Annotated in this window: 23 protein-coding genes and 2 pseudogenes; 14 read left to right on the top strand and 11 right to left on the bottom strand. The window is 71.8% G+C overall.

Annotated features, from left to right (window positions below; translation table 11 throughout):
• Together M878_RS46985 and M878_RS54485 are read left to right on the top strand one after the other, a co-directional pair.
• Positions 1–321 (top strand): ROK family protein (locus M878_RS46985; protein ID WP_031224073.1); only part of this gene is annotated, 321 nt, incomplete at its 5' end.
• A gap of 146 nt (positions 322–467) precedes the next feature.
• Positions 468–1,343 carry an alpha/beta fold hydrolase gene (locus M878_RS54485; protein WP_023544915.1) on the top strand — a complete coding sequence of 292 codons (876 nt, stop codon included), beginning with the start codon at positions 468–470 and terminating at the stop codon, positions 1,341–1,343.
• Between the two features lie 52 nt (positions 1,344–1,395).
• Here M878_RS54485 and M878_RS54480 read toward each other — a convergent pair whose 3' ends face one another.
• A complete protein-coding gene (locus tag M878_RS54480) occupies positions 1,396–2,436 on the bottom strand; it encodes a PHP domain-containing protein (RefSeq protein ID WP_023544914.1) in 1,041 nt (346 codons plus the stop codon).
• 65 nt (positions 2,437–2,501) lie between these two features.
• Here M878_RS54480 and M878_RS96065 point away from each other — a divergent pair, with 65 nt between their 5' ends.
• Positions 2,502–2,747, top strand: coding sequence for a hypothetical protein (locus M878_RS96065; protein WP_031224070.1), 246 nt, complete (start codon positions 2,502–2,504; stop codon positions 2,745–2,747).
• 7 nt (positions 2,748–2,754) lie between these two features.
• On the opposite strand, the pseudogene M878_RS54470 reads toward M878_RS96065, so the two are convergent.
• A pseudogene (locus M878_RS54470) lies at positions 2,755–3,615 on the bottom strand (glycoside hydrolase family 16 protein); the annotation flags it as partial.
• A 191-nt stretch (positions 3,616–3,806) separates the two neighbouring features.
• On the opposite strand from M878_RS54470, the gene M878_RS54465 reads away from it, so the two are divergent.
• Positions 3,807–4,754 (top strand): ribose-phosphate diphosphokinase, encoded by a 948-nt coding sequence (locus M878_RS54465; RefSeq protein ID WP_023544911.1) that lies wholly within the window; start codon positions 3,807–3,809, stop codon positions 4,752–4,754.
• An 89-nt stretch (positions 4,755–4,843) separates the two neighbouring features.
• Positions 4,844–5,147, top strand: a pseudogene (locus M878_RS96060) (EF-Tu C-terminal domain-related protein); the annotation flags it as partial.
• Here the strand turns inward: M878_RS96060 and M878_RS54460 are convergent.
• The gene (locus tag M878_RS54460; protein WP_031224068.1) at positions 5,125–5,505 is read right to left on the bottom strand and encodes an anti-sigma factor antagonist; all 381 of its coding nucleotides are present in this window, start codon (positions 5,503–5,505) and stop codon (positions 5,125–5,127) included. The pseudogene M878_RS96060 and the gene M878_RS54460 sit on opposite strands and share 23 nt — an antisense overlap.
• 143 nt (positions 5,506–5,648) lie before the next feature.
• On the bottom strand, positions 5,649–6,599 hold the full coding sequence (locus M878_RS54455; RefSeq protein ID WP_031224066.1) for an NADP-dependent oxidoreductase: 951 nt from the start codon (positions 6,597–6,599) through the stop codon (positions 5,649–5,651).
• A gap of 71 nt (positions 6,600–6,670) precedes the next feature.
• Here M878_RS54455 and M878_RS54450 point away from each other — a divergent pair, with 71 nt between their 5' ends.
• Positions 6,671–7,639, top strand: coding sequence for a GlxA family transcriptional regulator (locus M878_RS54450; RefSeq protein WP_023544908.1), 969 nt, complete (start codon positions 6,671–6,673; stop codon positions 7,637–7,639).
• Between the two features lie 165 nt (positions 7,640–7,804).
• Here the strand turns inward: M878_RS54450 and M878_RS54445 are convergent, their stop codons facing one another.
• Positions 7,805–9,439 (bottom strand): amidohydrolase, encoded by a 1,635-nt coding sequence (locus tag M878_RS54445; protein WP_023544907.1) that lies wholly within the window; start codon positions 9,437–9,439, stop codon positions 7,805–7,807.
• Positions 9,440–9,457: 18 nt separating this feature from the next.
• Entirely contained in the window at positions 9,458–10,960 is a 1,503-nt protein-coding gene (locus tag M878_RS54440) for an APC family permease (protein ID WP_023544906.1), read from the bottom strand.
• Positions 10,961–11,083: 123 nt separating this feature from the next.
• On the opposite strand from M878_RS54440, the gene M878_RS54435 reads away from it, so the two are divergent.
• Both M878_RS54435 and M878_RS54430 read left to right on the top strand, forming a co-directional pair.
• Positions 11,084–11,803: a TetR/AcrR family transcriptional regulator gene (locus tag M878_RS54435; protein WP_023544905.1), complete on the top strand. Its 720-nt coding sequence runs from the start codon at positions 11,084–11,086 to the stop codon at positions 11,801–11,803.
• A gap of 44 nt (positions 11,804–11,847) precedes the next feature.
• Positions 11,848–12,312 carry a pyridoxamine 5'-phosphate oxidase family protein gene (locus M878_RS54430; protein WP_023544904.1) on the top strand — a complete coding sequence of 155 codons (465 nt, stop codon included), beginning with the start codon at positions 11,848–11,850 and terminating at the stop codon, positions 12,310–12,312.
• 242 nt (positions 12,313–12,554) lie between these two features.
• On the opposite strand, the gene M878_RS54425 is transcribed toward M878_RS54430, so the two are convergent.
• Positions 12,555–13,004 carry a nitroreductase family deazaflavin-dependent oxidoreductase gene (locus M878_RS54425; RefSeq protein ID WP_023544903.1) on the bottom strand — a complete coding sequence of 150 codons (450 nt, stop codon included), beginning with the start codon at positions 13,002–13,004 and terminating at the stop codon, positions 12,555–12,557.
• A 378-nt stretch (positions 13,005–13,382) separates the two neighbouring features.
• Here M878_RS54425 and M878_RS54420 point away from each other — a divergent pair, with 378 nt between their 5' ends.
• Complete coding sequence (locus M878_RS54420; protein ID WP_023544902.1) at positions 13,383–14,612, top strand: cytochrome P450; 1,230 nt, start codon at positions 13,383–13,385, stop codon at positions 14,610–14,612.
• Between the two features lie 12 nt (positions 14,613–14,624).
• On the top strand, positions 14,625–14,825 hold the full coding sequence (locus M878_RS54415) for a ferredoxin (protein WP_023544901.1): 201 nt from the start codon (positions 14,625–14,627) through the stop codon (positions 14,823–14,825).
• A gap of 250 nt (positions 14,826–15,075) precedes the next feature.
• Here the strand turns inward: M878_RS54415 and M878_RS54410 are convergent, their stop codons facing one another.
• A complete protein-coding gene (locus M878_RS54410; protein ID WP_031224063.1) occupies positions 15,076–15,636 on the bottom strand; it encodes a TetR/AcrR family transcriptional regulator in 561 nt (186 codons plus the stop codon).
• A 126-nt stretch (positions 15,637–15,762) separates the two neighbouring features.
• Here M878_RS54410 and M878_RS54405 point away from each other — a divergent pair, with 126 nt between their 5' ends.
• Together M878_RS54405 and M878_RS54400 are read left to right on the top strand one after the other, a co-directional pair.
• On the top strand, positions 15,763–16,221 hold the full coding sequence (locus M878_RS54405; RefSeq protein ID WP_023544899.1) for a nuclear transport factor 2 family protein: 459 nt from the start codon (positions 15,763–15,765) through the stop codon (positions 16,219–16,221).
• A 9-nt stretch (positions 16,222–16,230) separates the two neighbouring features.
• On the top strand, positions 16,231–16,755 hold the full coding sequence (locus M878_RS54400; RefSeq protein WP_023544898.1) for a flavoprotein: 525 nt from the start codon (positions 16,231–16,233) through the stop codon (positions 16,753–16,755).
• On the opposite strand, the gene M878_RS54395 is transcribed toward M878_RS54400, so the two are convergent.
• Complete coding sequence (locus tag M878_RS54395) at positions 16,752–17,603, bottom strand: hypothetical protein (RefSeq protein WP_023544897.1); 852 nt, start codon at positions 17,601–17,603, stop codon at positions 16,752–16,754. The genes M878_RS54400 and M878_RS54395 overlap by 4 nt on opposite strands.
• A 165-nt stretch (positions 17,604–17,768) precedes the next feature.
• Positions 17,769–18,656 carry an endo alpha-1,4 polygalactosaminidase gene (locus tag M878_RS54390; protein ID WP_023544896.1) on the bottom strand — a complete coding sequence of 296 codons (888 nt, stop codon included), beginning with the start codon at positions 18,654–18,656 and terminating at the stop codon, positions 17,769–17,771.
• A 139-nt stretch (positions 18,657–18,795) separates the two neighbouring features.
• On the opposite strand from M878_RS54390, the gene M878_RS54385 reads away from it, so the two are divergent.
• A complete protein-coding gene (locus tag M878_RS54385) occupies positions 18,796–19,776 on the top strand; it encodes an aldo/keto reductase (RefSeq protein ID WP_023544895.1) in 981 nt (326 codons plus the stop codon).
• Positions 19,777–19,797: 21 nt separating this feature from the next.
• Here M878_RS54385 and M878_RS54380 read toward each other — a convergent pair whose 3' ends face one another.
• A complete protein-coding gene (locus M878_RS54380; RefSeq protein ID WP_023544894.1) occupies positions 19,798–20,607 on the bottom strand; it encodes a phytanoyl-CoA dioxygenase family protein in 810 nt (269 codons plus the stop codon).
• A gap of 101 nt (positions 20,608–20,708) precedes the next feature.
• Here M878_RS54380 and M878_RS54375 point away from each other — a divergent pair.
• A partial coding sequence (locus M878_RS54375; RefSeq protein WP_023544893.1) for an AraC family ligand binding domain-containing protein occupies positions 20,709–21,250 on the top strand: 542 nt, incomplete at its 3' end.

Genomic DNA, 21,250 nt, shown 5'->3' with positions numbered 1-21,250 from the left:
GAGTACCTCGGCGCCGGCCTGTCCGACCTGATCAACCTCTTCCAGCCCGAGCGGATCCTGATCGGCGGCTGGGCCGGACTCCAGCTCGGCACCCGCTTCCTGCCCGCCGTACGCCGCCACGCGACGACGTACGCGCTGCGCCATCCGGCCGACAGGGTGACCATCGACCTCGGCCGGCTCGGCCCGGACGCGGTCACCGTCGGCGCCGCGATCCTGCCGCTGGCCGACTTCTTCGCCAGCGGCGGCCGCCGCCCCGAGCCGGTCGCCGAGGACCGTCTGCCCGCCTGGCGGGCTGCGCTCCGGCAGCGGGCATCACGCTGAGCGGACCCTCACCGGCACGGCGCCTCCCGCGCACCCGGCCATTACATGGCAGGTAATCGACCCCTGCGCGGGATCCGGGGAGCATCGAGGACGTCAGCGCGACCGAGCAGCGTCGCCCCTGGCCCGGACAGCCGAGGAGGCACCCCATGCCGTACTACGACAGCCCCGTCGACGGCACCCGCCTGCACTACATCGACCACGGCCCCGCGGACGGTCCCGTCGCCGTCTTCGCCGCCAGCGCCTATATCGGCCACGAGATGTGGGAGTACCAGACGCTGCCGCTCGCGGAGGCCGGCTACCGCTGTGTCGCCCTGGACCGGCGGGGCCACGGGCGTTCCGACGCCCCCTGGCCGGGCTTCGGCCTCGACACCCTCGCCGACGATCTGCACGGTCTGCTCGACCACCTCGACCTGCGCGGCGCCACCCTGATCGGACACTCCATCGGCACGGCGGAGGCGCTGCGCTGTGTGACCCGGCACGGCAACGGCCGGGTGGCCGGTGTCGCCGTCGTCGCCGGTGTCAGCCCGGGCGTGGTCCGCTCACCCGGTACCCCGGACGGGGTGGACCCGGCGGTGCTGCGGGCCGACGACGAGGTGTTCCGGCGCGACCGGGCGGCCTGGTTCCTCGCCGGGGTCGACGCCTTCTTCGCCGCCCACCTGCCCGGCAACGAGGTGTCCCCGGAGTACGTCCGCCATCTGATCGACCGCTGCCTGATCACCGGCCCGCGCGCCGCGATGGGCATCCGGGGCGTGGTCGCCGCCCTCGACATCGCCGACGAGCTGCCCGGGGTGAACGTGCCGGTGCTCGTCGTGCACGGCACCGACGATACCTCCGCACCCCTGGACCGCACCGCGGAACGCGTGGCCCGGCTCGTCCCGGACAGCACCCTGAAGGTGTACGAGCGCGGCGGCCACGGCCTGTTCGTCACGCACGCGGAACGGCTCACGGCTGATCTGCGCGAGTTCATCGACACCGGAGCCGCCCGGAGCACCGCACTCACCGCGGCGAAGGCGGACGCCTAGACCCTGTACGCGGCAAAGAGAGAGTGGCGATCACCCGGCCCGCCCAGCCGCGTCAGGAGCTCGCCGCGCGCGCCGGCACCCGCCCCTCATGGGTCCAGGCCAGCAGCTCGTCGGCGGACCAGGTGGTCACCACCCGCTCGGCGGGCACCCCGCACTCCTCGGCCCGGGCACAGCCGAGGATCTGCCAGTCCAGCTGGCCGGGCGCGTGAGCGTCGGTGTCCACGGCGAACAGCACCCCCGCCGCCACGGCCCCGCGCAGCAGCCGGCGGGGCGGGTCCAGCCGCTCGGGGCGGCTGTTGATCTCCACGGCCGTACCGGACTCGGCGCAGGCGGCGAACACCGCGTCCGCGTCGAACTCCGACTCCGGCCGCCCCCGGCCCGTGACCAGGCGCCCGGTGCAGTGCCCCAGCACGTCGGCATGCGGATCGCGTACGGCGGCCACCATCCGGCGGGTCATCGAGCGGGCGTCCATCCGCAGCTTGGAGTGCACGGACACCACGACCACGTCCAGCCGCCGCAGCAGCTCCGGCTCCTGGTCCAGCGAGCCGTCCTCGAGGATGTCGCACTCGATGCCGGTGAGCAGCCGGAACGGTGCCCACCGCGCGTTCAGCTCCGCCACCACGGCCAGCTGCTCGCGCAGCCGCTGCGCCGACAGGCCACGGGCCACGGTCAGCCGCGGGGAGTGGTCGGTGAGGGCGGTCCACTCATGGCCGAGCGCGGCCGCCGCCCGCCCCATCTCCTCGATCGGACTGCCCCCGTCGGACCAGTCCGAATGGGTGTGACAGTCGCCGCGGACCAGCGCCCGCAACCCGGCCCCGAGGCCCTCGGCGGGCGCCGCCCCGCTCTCCTCCTCCAGTGCGCGCAGATAGCCGGGCAGCTGCCCGGCCAGCGCCTCCCGCACCACCTGCGCGGTCTTCGGCCCGACCCCCCTGAGCGCCTCCAGCGTCCCGGCCGCCGCCCGCTCGGCGACCTCGCCCTCCGGCAGGGCGGCCAGCGTCCGGGCGGCCGTACGGAAGGCTTTCACCCGGTAGGAGGGCGCGAGCGACCGCTCCAGCAGGAAGGCGATCCGCTCCAGGGCGGCGACGGGGTCCATGCACTCAGGGTGGATCAGCTGCCCGAAAGGGGCGCGGGGAACGGCACGGTTCTAGGCTCTATTGCATGACCGAACAAGGAGTTCCCCACATCGCCCATCCGAGGGTCCTCGTGCTCGGAGTGTGCCAGGGCAAACCGGGCGAGCCGCCGTTCCGGATCATGGAGATCGACGGTCAGGTGATCGGCGAGGCCAGGAACATCACCGACGTACTGGAGACCGCCGCCTCGTACGGCATCACCATCCACGACGCGGACGACCCCGACACGGTCCGCTGGGTCGGCGGGGACAAGTACACCTGGACGCTGCGCTGAGCGGCTACCCGACCGCGCTGTTGCCCGTCGTCACCGACACCGAGTCCACCACCAGTTGCTGCGGGAACTGGGTGCTGTTGTCCGGGTCGCCGGGCCAGTAGCCGCCGACGGCCAGGTTCAGGATCAGGAAGAACGGCTTGTTGTCGAACACCCATGTCTTCCCGCCGAGGTCGGCCGGCGTGCGCCGCTCGTAGACGTTCCCGTCCACGGACCAGGTGATGGAGCCGGGTGCCCAGTCGACGGCGAAGGTGTGGAAGTCGTCCGCGAAGGCCTGGCCGTTCGGCAGCGAGTAGGCCGCGCCTATGCCGCCGGAGCCCGAGTATCCGGGGCCGTGGATGGTGCCGTGCACGGTCGAGGGTTCGAAGCCGACGTTCTCCATCACGTCGATCTCACCCGAGTCCGGCCAGTTCACGGGCGTGCCGAGCATCCAGAACGCCGGCCACATGCCCTGCCCGCGCGGTATCTTCATCCGCGCCTCGACATGCCCGTACTGGGCGTTGAACTTGCCGGCCGTGTTCAGCCGGGCGGAGGTGTACTGGCAGCTTCCGTACCAGCACTGGTAGCCGGCCGGGTTCTCCTTGCGGGCCGTGATCACCAGGTGGCCCTGGCCGTCCAGGGCCGCGTTGTCCGTCCCGGAGGTGTAGTACTCCCGCTCGTGGTTGTTGACGTTGTCCCCGGTCTCCAGCGTCCACTTCGAGGAGTCGACCGCCGAGCCCGCGGGCCCGTCGAAGGTGTCCGAGAAGGTGCTGACGGCCGTCGCCACCGAATCGGCGGTCTGGGCGCGCGCCGGACCGACGGCGGCGGAGCCGACCAGCGCGGCGGACAGGGTGGCGAGGATGCATCGGCGGAGCAGGCGTGGGGAGGCCATGGCTCTCCGTTCGGCGTGGGGGGTGTGGGGGATGCCTCTTGATTTAAGGAGTGAGAAAAGCGGGCGTCAATACTCTGGTACGAACCTGTTGCTGACGGCTAGTCAGATAACGGGTCGCCGGTGCCCCGGTGCACGGCGGGCCGCCGATAGCATGACGGCCCAGCCCGTGCCGAACAGGCGAGGAGCGGATCGTGCGAGACATCGCCGTCTTCAGCGGCAGCGCCCACCCCGACCTGGCCCGCGAGGTCTGCGCCCACCTCGGGGTGCCTCTCAGCCCCACCCGGATCAGCCGGTTCGCCAACGACTGCCTGGGGGTGCAGCTGCAGGCCAACTGCCGGGAACGGGACGTCTTCCTGATCCAGCCGCTGGTCCGGCCGGTGCAGGAGCACCTGGTGGAGCTGCTGCTGATGTGCGACGCCGCCCGGGGCGCCTCCGCCGCCCGGATCACCGTCGTCATACCGCACTACTCCTACGCCCGCTCCGACAAGAAGGACGGCCCGCGCATCTCCATCGGCGGTCGGCTGGTCGCCGACCTGCTCGTGGCGGCGGGTGCGAGCCGGGTACTCGCCATGACCCTGCACTCCCCGCAGGTGCACGGCTTCTTCTCGGTGCCGGTCGACCATCTGAACGCGCTGCGCGAACTCGCCGGGCACTTCCGCCGGTACGACCTGGCGCACACCACGGTCGTCTCGCCGGACCTCGGCAACGCCAAGGAGGCCGCCGCCTTCGCCCGGCTCATCGGCACCCGGGTGGCGGCCGGCGCCAAACAGCGGTTCGCGGACGACCGGGTGAGCATCAGCTCTGTGATCGGCGACGTCACCGGCCAGGACGTCATCGTGCTGGACGACGAGATCGCCAAGGGCAGCACCGTGCTCGAACTCCTCGCCCGGCTGCGCGAGTCCGGTGTCCGGTCGATCCGGGTGGCGTGCACGCACGGACTCTTCGCCGCCGGTGCGCTGAAGCGGCTGAGCGAGCAGCCGGACGTGCTGGAGATCGTCTGCACCAACACCGTGCCGGTGCCCGTGGACGGGGAGCCCACCGGCAAGCTGCGGGTGCTCTCCATCGCCCCGGCGCTCGCGGAGGCGGTACGGCGCATTCACAACGGTGAATCCGTGAGCGCCCTGTTCGAGCAGTCGTAGAGCGTTCCAGGATCTCCCCGTCGTCCACCATGTCGGTCTTGTTCGGGGCGACGACGAGTTGGTCCGCTCGAACTTCGCCTTCGCCACCGGTCGAGCTGGAGGTGCGCGAACTGCTCACCGAGTACGAGGTCCCCGGCGACGCCATCCCCGTCGTACCGGTCTCTGCGCTCAAGGCACTGGAGAGCTACCCGCGCTGGGCCGCCTCGGTGCTCGGACTCCTCGACGAGGGCACCCGGAACGGTCACCCCGCACACGGAGTTCGAGGCGCGCGCGTACATCCTGTCCGAAGGCGAAGGCGAAGGCGAGGGCGGTCGGCACACCCCGTTCTTCGAGAACCACCGCACCCAGTTCCACTTCCGCATCACCGTGCTCACAGCGAGCCGGACGCGGCCCCGGACCGGGCCAGGGCCGCGTCCAGCGTGGGATGCGGGGGCAGCAGCCGGGACAGCCCGGTGACCCGGAACACGCGCAGCGTCAGCGGGTGTGTGCACACCAGGTGCAACTGCCCGCCGCCGCCCAGCACCCGGGTGCGGGCCCGGTACAGCAGCCGCAGCCCCGAGCAGTCGAAGAACTCCACCGGACGCAGATCGATCACGACCCGGGCGCCGGGCCGGCCGGTGATCCGGTCCAGCGACGGGCCGATCTCCGTCGCCGACAGCAGGTCGATCTCGCCCCGCAACTCCAGGACCGTGTGCGCCCGATGCTCGTACACACGGAGGTGACGGGGGAGCGGTGCAGGCTCGTCTCGCACGACGGCATCACCTCCCACCCGCGCCCGGACGTCGGTCTCCCGATCGTCAAGTTACCCTCGATGGAAGGAATTTGAGCATGTTCGGTTGACATATGTCTGCGAGTTTGGCGCTTGCCGCCCGGTAATCGTGCCGAGTTGACCGGTCAGTCGACCAGAAGGACCAGCTTCCCGGTCGTCCGTCCGGTGTCGCCCACTTCGTGCGCCTTCGCCGCGTCCGCCAGCGGGAACGTCCCGGCGATCGTCGCCTTCAGTTTCCCGGACCCGGCCAGCTCCGCGATCGCCTCCATCCCGGCCCGGTCGGCGTCCACCAGCATGCGCACGGCCCGTACACCGAGCCGTTCGGCCTCGTCGTAGAACTCCCGCGAGCCCCCGGGCAGGATCGACACCACGACACCGCCCGGCCGCAGCACCTTCAGCGACGCCACCGAGGTGTCCCCGCCGAGCGTGTCCAGGACCACGTCGACGTCCCGCACCGCCTCCGTGACCTCGGTCGTCCGGTAGTCGACCGGCTCGTCCACGCCGATCTCCCGCAGGAAGTCATGCTTGCCCGCGCTCGCCGTACCGATCACATACGCGCCGCGCGCCTTGGCGATCTGCACGGCCACGTGCCCGACGCCGCCGGCCGCCGCATGGATCAGCACCCGCTGCCCGGGCTTCAGGTCCGCGTGCTCGGTCAGCGCCTGCCAGGCGGTCAGGGACACCAGCGGCAGCGCGCCCGCCTGGGTGTGGTCGATCGAGGCCGGCTTGTGCGTGAGGGCACGGACCGGCGCGATCACATACTCGGCGTGCGAGCCATGGCCGTAGGGGTAGGGCAGCATGCCGAAGACCTCGTCGCCGGGCGTGAAGGCGGCCACGCCGATCCCCGTCTCCACGACCTCCCCGGAGACGTCCCAGCCGAGGACGAACGGCGGCCGGCCGAGGAAGCCGCCGGTGGCCCGGTGCTTCCAGTCGGTGGGGTTGACCCCGGCGGCCCGCACCCGCACCAGCACCTGGTTCGGGCCCGGTTCCGGCCGCTCCACCCGCACTTCCCTCAGGACCCCGGGACCGCCGAGTACGTCCTGGCTGATGGCTCGCATCGTGTTCACACTGTTCATGGTCACCCAGCCTGCCGGGCGCCGCCCGCCCGGGAAATGGCAGGAATGCCAAGCTTCGATAGGATCGTGCCATGGCAGATGTCCAGCTACGCACCCGGCGCCCCGAGCGGGTGGCCGTCCTGGCCCTGGACGGCGTCTATCCCTTCGAGCTGGGCATCCCCAGCCGGATCCTCGGCGCCGCCGACGGCCACTACGAGGTCCTGACCTGCACGGTCGACGGCCGCCCGGTGCGCACCAACGCCGACTTCACAATCGGTGTCGCACACGGCCCCGAGATCCTCGACACGGCCGACACGGTCGTGGTCACCTCGATGCCGCCCGCATACATCCCCACGGAGCTGCCGGACGAGGTCACCGCGGCCCTCGCCCGGATCCGCCCGGACGCGCGGATCGTCTCGATCTGCACGGCCGCGTTCGTGCTCGCCGAGGCCGGCCTGCTCGACGGCCGCCGGGCGACCACACACTGGCAGGTGGCCGATGCATTCCGCCGCCGCTTCCCGCGGGTCGACCTCGACCCGGACGTCCTGTTCGTCGCCGACGGCCGCATGCTCACCTCGGCCGGGGCCGCCTCCGGCGTCGACATCTGCCTGCACATCGTCCGCACCGACCATGGCAGCGAGCTGGCCAACGCCGTCGCCCGCCGCTGTGTCGTCCCGCCGTTCCGGGACGGCGGCCAGGCTCAGTACATCGAACAGCCGGTCCCCGAAAGCGGCGCGGCGAGCACGGCGGCGACCCGTGCCTGGGCCCTGGAGCGCCTCCAGGAGCCGCTCACCCTCACCGATCTCGCCGGCCACGCCCGGATGAGCCTGCGCACGTTCGCCCGCCGCTTCGGCGACGAGGTCGGCCTCAGTCCCGGCCGCTGGCTGATCCAGCAGCGCGTCGCCCGCGCCCGGCATCTGCTGGAGTCCAGCGACCTGCCGGTGGACCGGATCGCCGCCGAGGTCGGCTTCGCCACCGGTGCCTCGCTGCGCCAGCACCTGCACGCGGCGATCGGGGTGTCCCCGCAGGCGTACCGGCGGACCTTCCAGCAGACCCGCTAGGGGGTTTCGTCTGGATCAGGCCGGATCAGGCCGCGGCGTCCGGTGCGGTGCATCGCAAGGCGGAGGAGCACCCGCGTACTGGGCGTACTCGGGTGGTCCGACAACGCGGCGAGGTGCCGTGCCGGGCGTCGCGGACCCGGGCTGATCCAGACAAAACCCCCTAGGTCACCCGGCGTCGTACACCCGCTCCCCGTCCACGTAGGTGAGCGCCACGCCCGTCTCCGCGATCTCCTCCGGCGGTCCGGCGAACGGATCGCGGTCCAGCACCACCAGATCGGCGAGCGCCCCGACGGCCACCCGGCCGGTGTCGTCCAGATGGTTCACGTACGCCGATCCGGCCGTGTACGCCGTCAGCGCGTCCGCGAGGCCGAGCCGCTCCTCGGGCAGGAACACCGGTCCGGTGCCGCCCGGCTCGATCCGGTTGACCGCGACATGGACGCCCTGGAGCGGATCGGGACTGCTCACCGGCCAGTCACTGCCTGCGGCGAGCCGCGCCCCCGAGCGCAGCAGCGCGCCGAACGGGTACTGCCAGGCGGCCCGTTCGGGCCCGAGGAAGGGGATCGTCAGCTCGTCCATCTGCGGCTCGTGCGCGGCCCACAGCGGCTGGATGTTCGCGGTCGCGCCGAGCCGCGCGAACCGGGGCACGTCGTCCGGGTGCACGACCTGCAGATGTGCGAGATGCGGCCGGGTGTCGCCCGGCCCGTTCGCGGCACGGGCCGCCTCGACCGCGTCCAGCGCATCGCGTACGGCCCGGTCGCCCAGCGCGTGAAAGTGGCACTGGAAACCGAGCGCGTCCAACTCGGTGACGTACTTGGGAAGTTGAGCCGGATCGATGAAGCTCTTGCCGCGGTTGGCGGTCGCGCACCCGCACCGGTCCAGATAGGGGTCGAGCAGCGCCGCCGTGCCGTTCTCGGCGACCCCGTCCAGCATCAGCTTCACGGTGCCCGCCCGGAACCGTCCCTGGCTCAACGCCGCCCGCTTCTCCACGAGTTCGGGGATCTGCTCGGCTCCGCGGCCCCGGTCCCACCACAGCGCGCCCACCACCCGCGCGGTCAGCGAACCGTCCCGCACCGCCGCGAGATACGCCTCGGCGGGGTCGTCCATGCCGAGGAAGTCGCCGACCAGCGCGTCCTGCCAGGCGGTGATGCCGAGCGCGTGCAGATGCCGCTGGGCGTGCAGCAGCGCGGCCAGCCGGTCGGCCGGCGTGGCGGGCGGGGTGAGCCGGCCGACCAGCTGCATCGCACCCTCCTGAAGCGTGCCGCTGGGCTCGCCGGAGGCGTCCCGCTCGATCCGCCCGTCGGCCGGATCGGGCGTGTCCCGGTCGATGCCCGCCAGCCGCAGCGCCCGGCTGTTGACCCAGGCGCCGTGATGGTCCCGGTTCGGCAGATACACCGGCCGGTCCGGTACGACCGCGTCCAGCAGCTCCTTCGTCGGCGTCCCGCCCGCGAACGCCTCCATCGACCAGCCGCCGCCCAGGATCCACTCCCGCTCCGGATGGGCGTCGGCGTACGCCCGTACGGCGGCCACGCTCTCCTCGGCCGTCGGCGTACCGGACAGATCGCACTGGGCCAACTCCAGCCCCGCCGGCACCGGATGGACGTGCGCGTCCTGGAAGCCTGGCAGCAGCAGCCGCCCGGCGAGATCGACCACCTCGGTGCCCGGACCGGCCAGGTCGCGCAGCTCGTCGCCGCCGACGGCGGTGATACGGCCGCCGGTGACGGCGACGGCGGTCGCGGTACGGCCCTCGGGTCCCCCGGAGGTGAGGACGGGGCCGTCGGTGAACAGCAGATCAGCGTGCATGATGCCTTTCCTGGTGGGTCAGTTGGCGGTGATGAGCAGCTCGGGGGAGTCGGCGTCGGTGCCCGCGCCGGTGCGGAAGTACGGCGATCTGCGCACCCACTTGGCCCAGGCGGCGACCGCGAAACCGGAGGCGATCATCGCGACCGGCATGAGCAGCAGGAACCAGCCGTTGTCCGCGCGGAGTTCGAGGTGGTCGGCGGAGTCGTAGAAAGACCAGCCGAGGTAGCCGCCGAGGCCCAGCAGAGCCAGTGCGCTGAGCGTGGGCAGCAGCACCGCCCGCACGCCCTGCCGCCAGTCCTCCCGCAGCAGGGCGCGGAAGCGTAGGGCGGCCGCCAGCCCGGTGAGCGCGTAGGACAGGGCGACGACGATGCCGACCGCGTTCACGATCGCGTTGATCATGTCGGCCAGGCGCGGGATCACCAGCGCACCCGCCGCCACCACGACGGCCAGCGCCCCGATCAGCAGCGTCCCGGCCGCCGGAGTCCCGTACCGGGCGCTGACCTTGGACCACACCGGCCCGAGGGTACGGTCCCGGCTCATCGCGAACATCCCGCGGGCCGTCGGGATGACGCCGGCCTGCAGCGAGGCCACCGCCGAGAACATCAGGGCGACCAGCGGCAGCGCGGCCAGCGGCTGGGATGCCAGCCGGTCCCCGTAATACGCGAGCCCCTGCGCTCCGTGACCGGCCAGCTCCCTCGGGGACAGCACCCGTTGGAAGGCGACCGAGCCGAGCAGGAACAGCCCGAGCATCGTCACCAGCGTGATGATCCCGGCCCGGGAGGCGTCCCGTGGGTCGCGCACCTCCTCGTTGACGGTGAACGCGGCCTCGAACCCCCAGTAACAGAACACCGACAGCAGCAGCCCCTGCGCCACCGCGGTCGCCGAGGGGATCGCGAACGGGTCGAACCAGGACAGGCTGAAGGAGTGCGGGCCCGTGACGATGCCGTAGCCGCAGAATCCGAGCAGCACGACGTACTCGAAGACCAGCAGCCCGGTCTGCAGCCGGGCCGCCGTGCGGACACCGGTCACGGCGGTCAGCGTGACGGCGATCAGGACGACGATCCCCACCGCCGTCGTCTGCGCGGTCGAGCCCGGATCGAGGCCCAGCGAGCCGATCCGGTGCAGGCCCGCCTCCCCGGCCAGCTGCAGCAGCGCCGACCCGGTGACCGCTGTGGTGTACGCGAGGAACGCCACGCTCGCCACGAAGTTCACCCAGCCGACCATGAAGCCGAGCCACGGGCTGAGCGAACGGCCCACCCACACATAGCCGTTGCCCGCGTTCGGCTCCACCCGGTTCAGCCGCGAGAAGGCCCCGGCGATACCGAGGACGGGAAGGAACGCCAGCAGCATGATGGCCGGCAGATGCGGGCCGACCACCCCCGCGGTCACCCCGAGTCCGATGCCGATGCTGGTCGTGGCGGCCGTACTGGAGGCGGCGACGGCGACGCCGTCCACCAGGCTCAGGGACTGGCGCAGCTCGGGCCGCGCGGGGGGATCCGCTCCGAAGGGGCTGTCGCTCATGCCGGCTCTCCGCTCGCACCGCGGGGGCCCGGTCGGCCCCGGTGACCGGACATGTAACTGCCGGGGTACTTAACAGGTCAACAATGTTGTCATAAGGTGCCCGGCACGAACGAGGGAGGTCCCATGCCCGACCGTGTCGTCCAGCCCGCCGCCCGGCAGCGCCGCCGCCCCACCAAACAGGGCGTTGTGCTGTCCGAGGAGCTGATCGTCGCCACCGCGCTGCGGCTGATCGAGGAGCACGGCGCCGACGCGCTCTCCGTGCGCCGCCTCGGCCGGGCCCTCGGCGCCGACCCCAGCTCCCTGTACCGGTACTTCCGGCACACCGACGACCTGATGCTGGCCATCGCCGACGAGCTGATCGGCCGTACCCTCAAGGCCTGGCGGCCGACCGGCGACTGGGTGGCCGACCTGCGCGAACTCGGCCTGCGCATGCATGCCGGCGCCCTCGCGCAGCCCCGGGCGGCGATGCTCAGCGCCCACCGTGTCACCGGGCGCGCCCATGAGATCCAGGCCGTGGAGAGCATTCTCGGTGTGCTGCGCCGGGCCGGGTTCCCGGACCCGGAAGCGGTGCGGATCTATCACGCGTTCGTCGACCAGTCCCTCGCCTTCGGCGCCCTGGACTCCGCGGGCACCGCCCTGCCGAAGCCGGCGCGCGAGGCCGAGGCGGAGGTGTGGCGGAGCACCTACGGCCGGCTGCCCGCCGACACCCATCCGCACATCGCGGCCACCGCTCCCCACCTCGTCGCCACCATGCGCTCCAGCTCCTACCCGGCCGCCCTCGAACTGCTCCTGGCGGCCGCCCGGACACGCCTTGATCATATTCGTGCGGGGACCGTGGACTGACGGCCACACTGGACGGAATCCGTATCCCGAGGAGGCCGTACGCCATGACCCCACCGCCCGCCCGCACCACCGCGGAGCGCACGAAGGACACCCTGCACCGGCTGGAGCACGACGTCGACCTCTGGGTCGCCACCGCGGGCCCAGACGGCGGCGCCCCCTATCTCGTGCCGCTGTCCTTCGTGTGGGACGGCGCCACCCTGCTGATCGCCACCCCGGCCGAGAGCCCCACCGGCCGCAACCTCGTGGCCACCGGCCGGGTCCGCCTCGGCCTCGGCCCGACCCGGGACGTCGTCCTGATCGAGGGCAGCGTCCAGGTGGTGACCCCGGAGGACCTCCCCGAGGAGGATGCCGAGGTCTTCGCCGGCCACACCGGCTTCGACCCCCGCCGACTCGCCACCCGCTACCTCTACTTCAGAATCCTCCCGCAACGCGTTCAGGCCTGGCGCGAGGAGAACGAACTGAAGGGCCGAGAGCTGATGCGCGACGGAGAGTGGGTGAGCGTTCCGTAGGGGTGCGGCCACAGCGGACACGGGCGGCGAGAACGAGGGTGCTCGCCGACCGGATTCGGCTGCGCGGCCGGCGGTTCGGCGAGCATTTCCCAGCCGCCGGAGACCGACCCCGTTCGTGACGGCGAAGGGCCCCGCCGCGACGGGGGAACGCGGCGGGGCCTGTGGCACGCGTGCCCGTCCCGGAACGGGTTCACACCTGCCCGGCGTGGATTTTTCTGAATCCCGCCGGTGCCCGGCCCGAATCAGCTCCCGGCAAAAGGCTCCAGCACGAAGATCGGGATCTCCCGCGAGGTCTTCTTCTGGTAGTCGGCGTACGGCGGATACGCGGCGACGGCCCGCTCCCACCAGCGGGCCTTCTCCTCGCCGGTGATCTCACGGGCCCTCATGTCCTGCTTGACCGGCCCGTCCTGGAGTTCGACATGCGGATCGGAGGTGATGTTGAAGTACCACACCGGGTGCTTGGGCGCGCCGCCCTGGGAGGCGACCACCGCGTACGTCCCGTCGTGCTCCACCCGCATCAACGGCGTCTTGCGGATCTTCCCGCTCTTCGCGCCCCGCGTGGTCAGCACGACGACCGGCAGCCCGGTGTCCATGAGTGTCGTGCCCTTCGTCCCGCCGGAGCTCTCGTACAGCTCGACCTGCTCGCGCACCCACTGCGTCGGGCTGGGCTCGTACTCGCCCTCAAGAGGCATGAGATCCGTCCCCTTCGTCGGTCCAACAGCTTTCCGCCACCGGCATTCAACACCGGCCCGGCCTTCAACACCGGCCGCTCGGCGAATCATCCATACCGCGGACCGGTTGGGCCGGTGGGGTGATGGCCTCCGGGGCGGTCGAGCCACCGTCGTGCCCGCGGCACAGTGACCCGTACTCTCGCGCCGTCCGGCGCGAGCCGGGTACCGTGATCGGTGGACGCGTGCCGCAGGCCGGCCGGAATCCGTCCCTCCGACCCCTCTTCTTCGGTCAGATCACCCGGTTCCCCGAAGTGGCCGAACTTGGCGTCGACCCATAGGTGCCTAAGGCATCTAATGAAGATCGGCACGACGCACTTCTTTCGTCTGCGAGGTCTTTCCATGACGGAACTGACGGACATCACCGGCCCGGCCGCCCAAGCCGGCCCCGTCGCCTTCCCGCAGGACCGCACCTGCCCCTACCACCCGCCCACCGGATACCAGCCGCTGCGCGACGAGCGCCCCCTGTCCCGCATCACCCTGTTCGACGGCCGCGAGGTCTGGGCCGTCACCGCACACGCCGCCGCCCGCGCCCTGCTCTCCGACCCCCGCCTGTCCAGCAACCGCACCCATCCCGGCTTTCCTGTGCCCACCGAGCGCTTCGCCGGCATCCGCGACCGCCGGGTGGCCCTGATCGGGGTGGACGATCCCGAACACAACCGGCAACGGCGGATGATGATCCCGTCGTTCACCGTCAAACGCGCCACCGAGCTGCGGCCGTGGATCCAGCGGACCGTGGACGGGTTGCTGGACGCGATGATCGCTCAGGGGCCGCCCGCCGAGCTGGTCTCCGCCTTCGCGCTGCCCGTGCCGTCGATGGTGATCTGCGGCCTGCTCGGAGTGCCGTACGCCGACCACGAGTTCTTCGAGGAGCAGTCCCGTCGGCTGCTGCGCGGCCCCACGGCGGCCGACGCCATGGAGGCCCGTGACCACCTTGAGCGCTACCTCGGAGAGCTGATCGACGACAAGGCGCGGCAGACCGAACCCGGCGACGGCATCCTCGACGAACTCGTTCACGGCCGGCTGCGCGACGGCGGCCCGGACCGCGCCGAACTCGTGTCGCTGGCCGTCATCCTGCTGGTCGCGGGCCATGAGACGACCGCCAACATGATCTCCCTCGGCACGTACACCCTGCTCCAGCACCCGGGCCGGCTGGCCGAGCTGCGCGCCGACCCGGCGCTGCTGCCCGAGGCCGTCGAGGAGCTGATGCGGATGCTGTCCATCGCGGAGGGGCTGCAGCGGGTGGCGCTGGAGGACATCGATGTCGACGGCACCACGATCCGCGCCGGTGAGGGCGTGCTCTTCTCGACTTCGGTGATCAACCGCGATCCGGCCCGGTACGAGGACCCCGACACCCTGGACTTCCATCGCTCGGCCCGCCACCACGTGGCGTTCGGCTTCGGGATCCACCAGTGCCTCGGGCAGAACCTGGCCCGCGCGGAGCTGGAGATCGCCCTCGGCACCCTGCTGGCCCGGCTGCCGGGACTGCGGCTGGCGGTCCCGGCCGACGAGGTCCGCTTCAAGCGCGGCGACACGATCCAGGGGATGCTGGAACTCCCCGTGACCTGGTAAGAGGCTCTGCTCATGCACATCGACATCGACAAGGACGTCTGTATCGGCGCGGGCCAGTGCGCGCTGGCCGCGCCGGGCGTCTTCACCCAGGACGACGACGGCTTCAGCACCCTGCTGCCGGGACGCGAGGACGGCGCCGGCGACCCGATGGTCCGGGAGGCGGTCCGCGCCTGCCCGGTGAGCGCGATCAGTCTGTCGGAGCCGGCCGGCTGAGCCAGGGCCTCGCTCTCGGACCAGGGGCACTCCGCGCCGCGGCGCCCTCCGGCCCGCGGCCCGGGCAAGGTCCGAAAGAGCGGCCCTGGACAGGGCTTTGCCAGGGCCTGTCCGGCGGATCAGGTCGCAGGAAAACGGCGGCGCCCTATCAGCCCAGGTGAGCGGGGCTGGTATGTCCAGCTGCAAGGCGGGGGACGCCGACACGGCGCGTCGGCCCCCGCCTGTGCGGCAGGATCCACCCGGACCGGCCCTAACCCCGGCCGGCCGCCGTCATCAGGGTCCGCGCGGCCTCGCGGGCCTCGGCCGCCGGCCGGGTGGTCCCGGTGATGCCCGCCGTCACCATGGCCCCCTCGGCGAGCAGGAACAGGGGGCCGGTGAGCCCGGCGGGCAGCCCGGCGTCGGCCACCAGCGAGGCGAGATAGTCGTGGAACGCCTCCTTGTGGGCGCGCACCTGCTCGGCCACCAGGTCCGACGTGGCGCCCAGCTCGCCGTGGGCGTTGATCCAGGCGCAGCCGCGGAAACCGGGCTCGCCGAACCACTCCTCCAGCCAGTCGAACACGGCCGGGATCCGCTCCCGCACATCCTGCTGCCGGGCCACGTGCGCGGCGAGGCGCTCGCGCCAGCGCTGGTCCCGCCGCGCCAGATAGGCCGCGACGAGCTGTTCTTTGGCGGGGAAGAGCTGGTAGAGGCGCTTGAGCGAGACACCTGAGGCGCCGCGCAGTTCGTCCATGCCCACGGACTGCACACCGCGGGCGTAGAACAGCTCCTCGGCGGCGTCCAGCGCCCTGTCCCGGGCGGCCGCGCTGTCCATCGGCGACACCATCACTCCTCGATGCGGTCCGTGACGCTCCTTGACGAGAGAACGAGCGTTCTCCTACCGTAGCAGCCATTCGGAGAACGCTCGTTCTCCACTGCCGTGCGAGCCCAGGAGGAAACCATGACCGACCGCCCGCCCCTGCCGCCGTTCACCCGCGAGACCGCCGTTCAGAAGGTCCAGGCCGCCGAGGACGCCTGGAACACCCGCGACCCGCACAAGGTGGCGCTCGCCTACTCCGAGGACTCGGTCTGGCGCAACCGCGACACCTTCGTCACCGGCCGTGCCGAGATCGTCGCGTTCCTCACCGCCAAGTGGCAGCGCGAGCTGGAGTACGCGCTGCGCAAGGACCTGTGGGCCTTCGACGGCAACCGCATCGCCGTCCGCTTCCAGTACGAGTCCCGGGACTCGGCCGGCCAGTGGTGGCGCTCCTACGGGAACGAACTGTGGGAGTTCGACGAGCACGGCCTCATGACGCGGCGCGAGGCCGGCATCCACGACGTACCCATCGAGGAGGAGCAGCGCCGCATCCACGGACCCCGGCCCGAGGCCGAGCGAGGAGTGTCCTTCCCGCTTCAGTAGGGTGCCCGGATGACCGAACAGGCCGAGCAGCCCTTCCTCTACGTCGTCGTGTGCGCGGCCGGGATCGCCGCGGGCGTCAGCAAGCTGATCAGCGCCGCTCAGGAACGGGACTGGCAGGTCGGCGTCATCGCGACACCGGTCGCCATGGGCGGCTTCTTCGACGTCGCGGCCGTGGAGGGACAGACGGGCCGCCCCGTCCGGTCGGCCTGGCGCACACCGGCCGACCCTCGCCCCTTCCCGCCGCCGGACGCCGTCGTGGTGGCGCCCGCCACCTTCAACACCGTCAACAAGTGGGCGGCCGGCATCGCCGACACCCTCGCCCTCGGCACCCTGTGCGAGGCCGCGGGCACGGGCCTACCGATCGCCGTCCTGCCCTGTGTCGCCGACGCGCTGGCCGCCCACCCCGCCTACCAGGACAGCCTGGCACGGCTGCGCGGGATGGGCGTCCGCTTCGGCGCCGCTCACACCGGTGAAGCCCGACCGGACGGCGGACGGCCGGAGTTCGCCTGGGAGCGGGCGCTGGACCTGCTCTAGCGGCAGGTCAGCGTCGGCCCCGCCAGCATGTTCCCGGTGAACATGTCCTGCCCCTTCGGCACCCAGTAGCCGAGCTTCGACACCACCGTGGAGCACTTCGCCCCGACGGTGTACTGGATCTTGAGCGTCTCCGGGTGGCCGGGCTGCAGTTCGGTCACCGTGCAGTCCAGGGAGTGCGCCAGCCGGGTCTTCGACGGGTAGCGGCCCACCAGCGGGTTGACACAGCGTTTGTCGGCCGTGGTGATCTGCAGGTCGGTGCCCGCCTCGCCGATCATGCCCAGGCGCGCGTTGCCGTCGCCGTCGTCGCTGTCCCGCCGGATCGTGTAGGTCACGGTGGTCGTGGCGTTGCGGTGCAGCACGCTCTGGTCGACGGTGACGGCATGTGTGACCTTCGCCTTGGGCGCGGTCAGCGACACGGTGGTCTGCACCGTGCCCTTGAGGTCGACACCGGCGGGCGTCGACCAGACGTGGACGGTCGCGCTGAGGTCATAGGTGCCCGGACCCGGGTACAGGCCCGAGCCGGGCAGCATTCCGGTGCCCAGCGACTTGCCGGACCGGCTGGCCTTCCAGGTGCCGTCGGTGCGGCAGGCGTAGCGCACCCGGGTACGGCCGATCCGGCAGGTGGCCGGGGCCGTGATGTTGAATCTGGGGGATCCGGTGTCCGCGCACAGGCTCACATCGGCCTGCTCACCGTGCGTACCGTGCAGTGTGCCGGCGAGCGAGCACACCGTGGCCGGGGTCTCCGGCGCCGGTGCGGCGGCGGATTGTCCACAGGCGGGGGTGGCGAGGGCCAGAGGCAGCAGTGCCGCTCCGGCCAGGGTTCTCAGGGTGTTGGGACGAGTCGGCACCGCGTTTCCTCCGGGGGCGGCCGAGACCGGCCGGATGCCGGTCGTCTCCGCCGAGGATGAGCAGACAGTATGACGATCGCCCGGCTCCCACGCCGGACGGGTCACCTGAGGGCAGCAATACAACGCCCCGACGGCAGTACCCGCATCCGGTCTTCCGACCGCGCGTCACCTCACCTCGCGGACATACCCCTTGCTCCCGGGCGTGGACACGTTCCGGTCCCGGCGGACGATGCTCAGCCGGTCGCCCCAGCGGGCGAGCGCCGAGCGCAGACCGGTGTCGGTGTACTCGATGTCCACGACCCGGTCGTCGAAGGCCTTCGCGTACACCCCGCATTCGTCGTACTGCCCGCACTCCTCGGTCACCGCGAAGTCCAGCCCGGCTCGCTTGCGTGCACCGGCCAGCTCCGCGGTGTTCTTCTGCGCGACGGCCAGGTGCCGGGCGTGCGCGTGCCGGGACAGCAGGGTCATGAACGCGGTCGCGTCGGCCGCGGTGAGGAGATGGTGGGAGCGGGTGTAGCTGTCGTAGTTGTCCGGCTCGACGGCGTCGAAGCCCTTTCGCGCGCAGCCGTCGATCCACTGGTTCACGCGCTGCGCGACCCGCTCCCGCTTGGCCGGGGTGCCGATGTCGAGCAGTGCCTCGTTCCAGTCCTCGTCGATGACGGCCCGGCCGTGCGCGTCGCGCAGCAGCAGGCCGGCCGGCCAGGAGGAGCGCTCCTCGGGCTGCGCCTGGAAGGCGTTGACGTAGCAGATGTTGTACAGGCCGGGCGCGGGGGAGTCGGAGCGGTCGCGGCTGACGATCCGGACGCCCTTCGGCGGGGGATAGGCGCCGCCGATCTGGTAGTCGAACCCGGCGCCCCGCGGGGGCAGCCGCACCGCGGCGGGCTTCGACGAGTCGCGCCCCTGCTTGCCACCGGAGTCGCCGGTGTCGCCGGCCGGGCCGGAGCCGCCTGAGTCGCAGCCGGCCAGCGCCGAAAGGACGACGACCAGGGCCGCCGCCAGGGCGCCCGCGGTCCTTCGGGCGCCAGCGGCGCGGGAAACACCCGTGGGGGGCACGTCCGCTCCATCCTGCGCACGCCCGGCGGCGCGGCACGTGCCACGATCAAATCGCCCGTACTGTCCGGTCGTCAAGTCGCCGCCGGGCCACGTCGTAGGCTCCTCGGTGACCATCGTCCCGAAGGCAGGAGCAGCAACGATGCAGTACGTGAAGCTCGGTTCGACGGGCCTGGACGTGTCGCGGATCTGTCTGGGCTGCATGACCTACGGCCTGCCGGACCGCGGCGTCCACGAGTGGACCCTCGACGAGGAGGCGTCTCGTCCGCTCATCCAGCAGGCGCTGGACGCGGGCATCAACTTCTTCGACACCGCCAACATCTACTCCGACGGCACCAGCGAGGAGATCGTCGGCAAGGCCCTGCGTGACTTCGCGGACCGTGACGAGATCGTGCTGGCCACCAAGGTGAACGGCCGGATGCGGCCGGGGCCCAACGGGGCCGGGCTGTCCCGCAAGGCCATCATGACCGAGATCGACCACAGCCTGCGCCGCCTCGGTACCGACTACGTCGACCTCTACCAGATCCACCGCTACGACCACTCGACCCCCGTCGAGGAGACCATGGAGGCGCTGCACGACCTGGTCAAGGCGGGCAAGGTCCGTTACATCGGGGCGAGTTCGATGTACGCGTGGGAGTTCTCCAAGCTGCAGTACACGGCGGAGCGGCACGGCTGGACGAAGTTCGTGTCCATGCAGAACCACTACAACCTGCTCTACCGCGAGGAGGAGCGGGAGATGCTGCCGCTCTGCGCGGACCAGGGCGTCGGCGTGCTGCCGTGGAGCCCGCTCGCCCGGGGCCGGCTCACCCGCGACTGGGGCACGGTCACCGAGCGCAGTGCCAACGACAACTTCGGCAGCCGCCTGTACCTGGAGAGCGACCGCTCGATCGCCGAGGCCGTCACCCGCGTCGCGAACGACCGGGGGGTACCCCGTGCCCAGGTGGCCCTCGCCTGGCTGCTGCACCAGGACACGGTGGCGGCCCCGATCGTCGGCGCCGCCAAGCAGCACCACATCGAGGACGCGGCGGCCGCGGTGGAACTGGAACTGAGCGACCAGGAGATCGAGGAACTGGAGCAGCCCTACACCCCGCACGCGATCAGCGGCCACGGTGGCGCCCGGTAGGGGGCACGAGGCGGGGCCCGCTCAATGAGGTCCGTGCGGTGTGAACTCCGTGCCGCACGGACCGGCGCCCTCGCTCTCGGGCAGCGGCACCCGCTCGCCGGACATGGTCAACGTCCGGTAGTACGCCCCGATCCGCTCGGCCGAACGGCCCACGTAGTGCCCGATGAACGAGCGCCGGAACCGGTCGGCCGAGCGGTTGGGCCCGGAGCCGTGCACCAGGCTGCCGTTGAAGAACAGCACGTCACCCGGGGCCAGATCCACCGGAGCCGGGGTCAGCCCGGCCGGCGGCGGAACGTATTCGCGGGCGAACGACAGCTCTTCTTCGGCGAGTTCGGGGCAGAACAGGTCCATCCGATGGGTGCCCGGGACCACCTCGAGACCGCCGTTGTCCCGGTCGATCGGCTCGCAGGCCAGCCACGCCGCCACACACGTGCCCGGCTCGACCCGCAGATAGAAGTTGTCCTGGTGCAGCGCCTGCCCGCGCGCCCCCGGCGGCTTGAAGTAGAACATGCTCTGCGCGGCCAGCACCTCCTCGCCGAACAGCACCTCCAGCACCGCCCGCAGCCTGGCGTCCAGCAGGAACTCCCGTGCCACGGAGCTGAATTCATGCGGCTGCATCACCCGGGGATACCGGCGCAGCGGGTCGGGATCGGCCGGGCGGGGCGCGAAGTGGCCCGGCACCGGACCGGCCGCGTGCAGCGCGTCGAAAACGGCGCACAGCCGCTCGGTCTCGGCCCGGCCGAACAGCCCCCGTACGACGATGAAGCCGTCCTCCTCGAACCGCTGCCGGAGCGCCCCGGGCAGAATGGCGCCGTTGTCCATGACTGTCATGTGTCCGCTCCCGCGCTTCTGGGATCCAGCGGTTGCTCACCTGGGATCCGGTGGTCACTCACCTGCCACGCTAGGCCTGCGCGCCCGACGGAAGGATGCCTGTGCGTGCTGACGACCTGCCCGTGACGGCTGCCGCCGCTGACCCGTCCCCGCCGCCCGGACTGGTGGTGACCGGCCGCTACGACCAGCCGCCGGGCTACGGCGTGAACCGGCCCAGGGGCTCGGACAGCTGGCTGTTCACCTTCACCCTGGGCGGCTGCGGACTGCTCCGTCAGGGCGCTGCCAGGGCCCGGGCAGGCGCCGGGCAACTGGTGGTGCTCGCCCCGGGCACCTCCCACCGCTACACCGTCGCGCCCGGCGCCGAGCGCTGGCGGTTCTGGTGGACGCACTGCCAGGCCCGCCCGTCCTGGACGCCCTGGCTCGCCCCTTACGCCGTGTCCGACGGCTTGTACGCCGTACCGGCCGTGCCCGACGTCCTGCACGGCCGGATCGACGCGGCGTTCGGCCGGATGCTCGCCGACGCCCGCGGACCGGCCGAGGGCACCCCGCGCGAGCCGGACCCGGCCCGTGCACCGGACCCGGTGTCCGTGGCGCACGGCAGCCTGGCGCGGGAACTGGCCCCTGTGCGCGCTGGAGGAGATCG

Source organism: Streptomyces roseochromogenus subsp. oscitans DS 12.976 (assembly GCF_000497445.1).
Taxonomy (GTDB): Bacteria; Actinomycetota; Actinomycetes; order Streptomycetales; family Streptomycetaceae; genus Streptomyces; species Streptomyces oscitans.
This window is presented reverse-complemented; position numbering and strand designations above follow the sequence as displayed.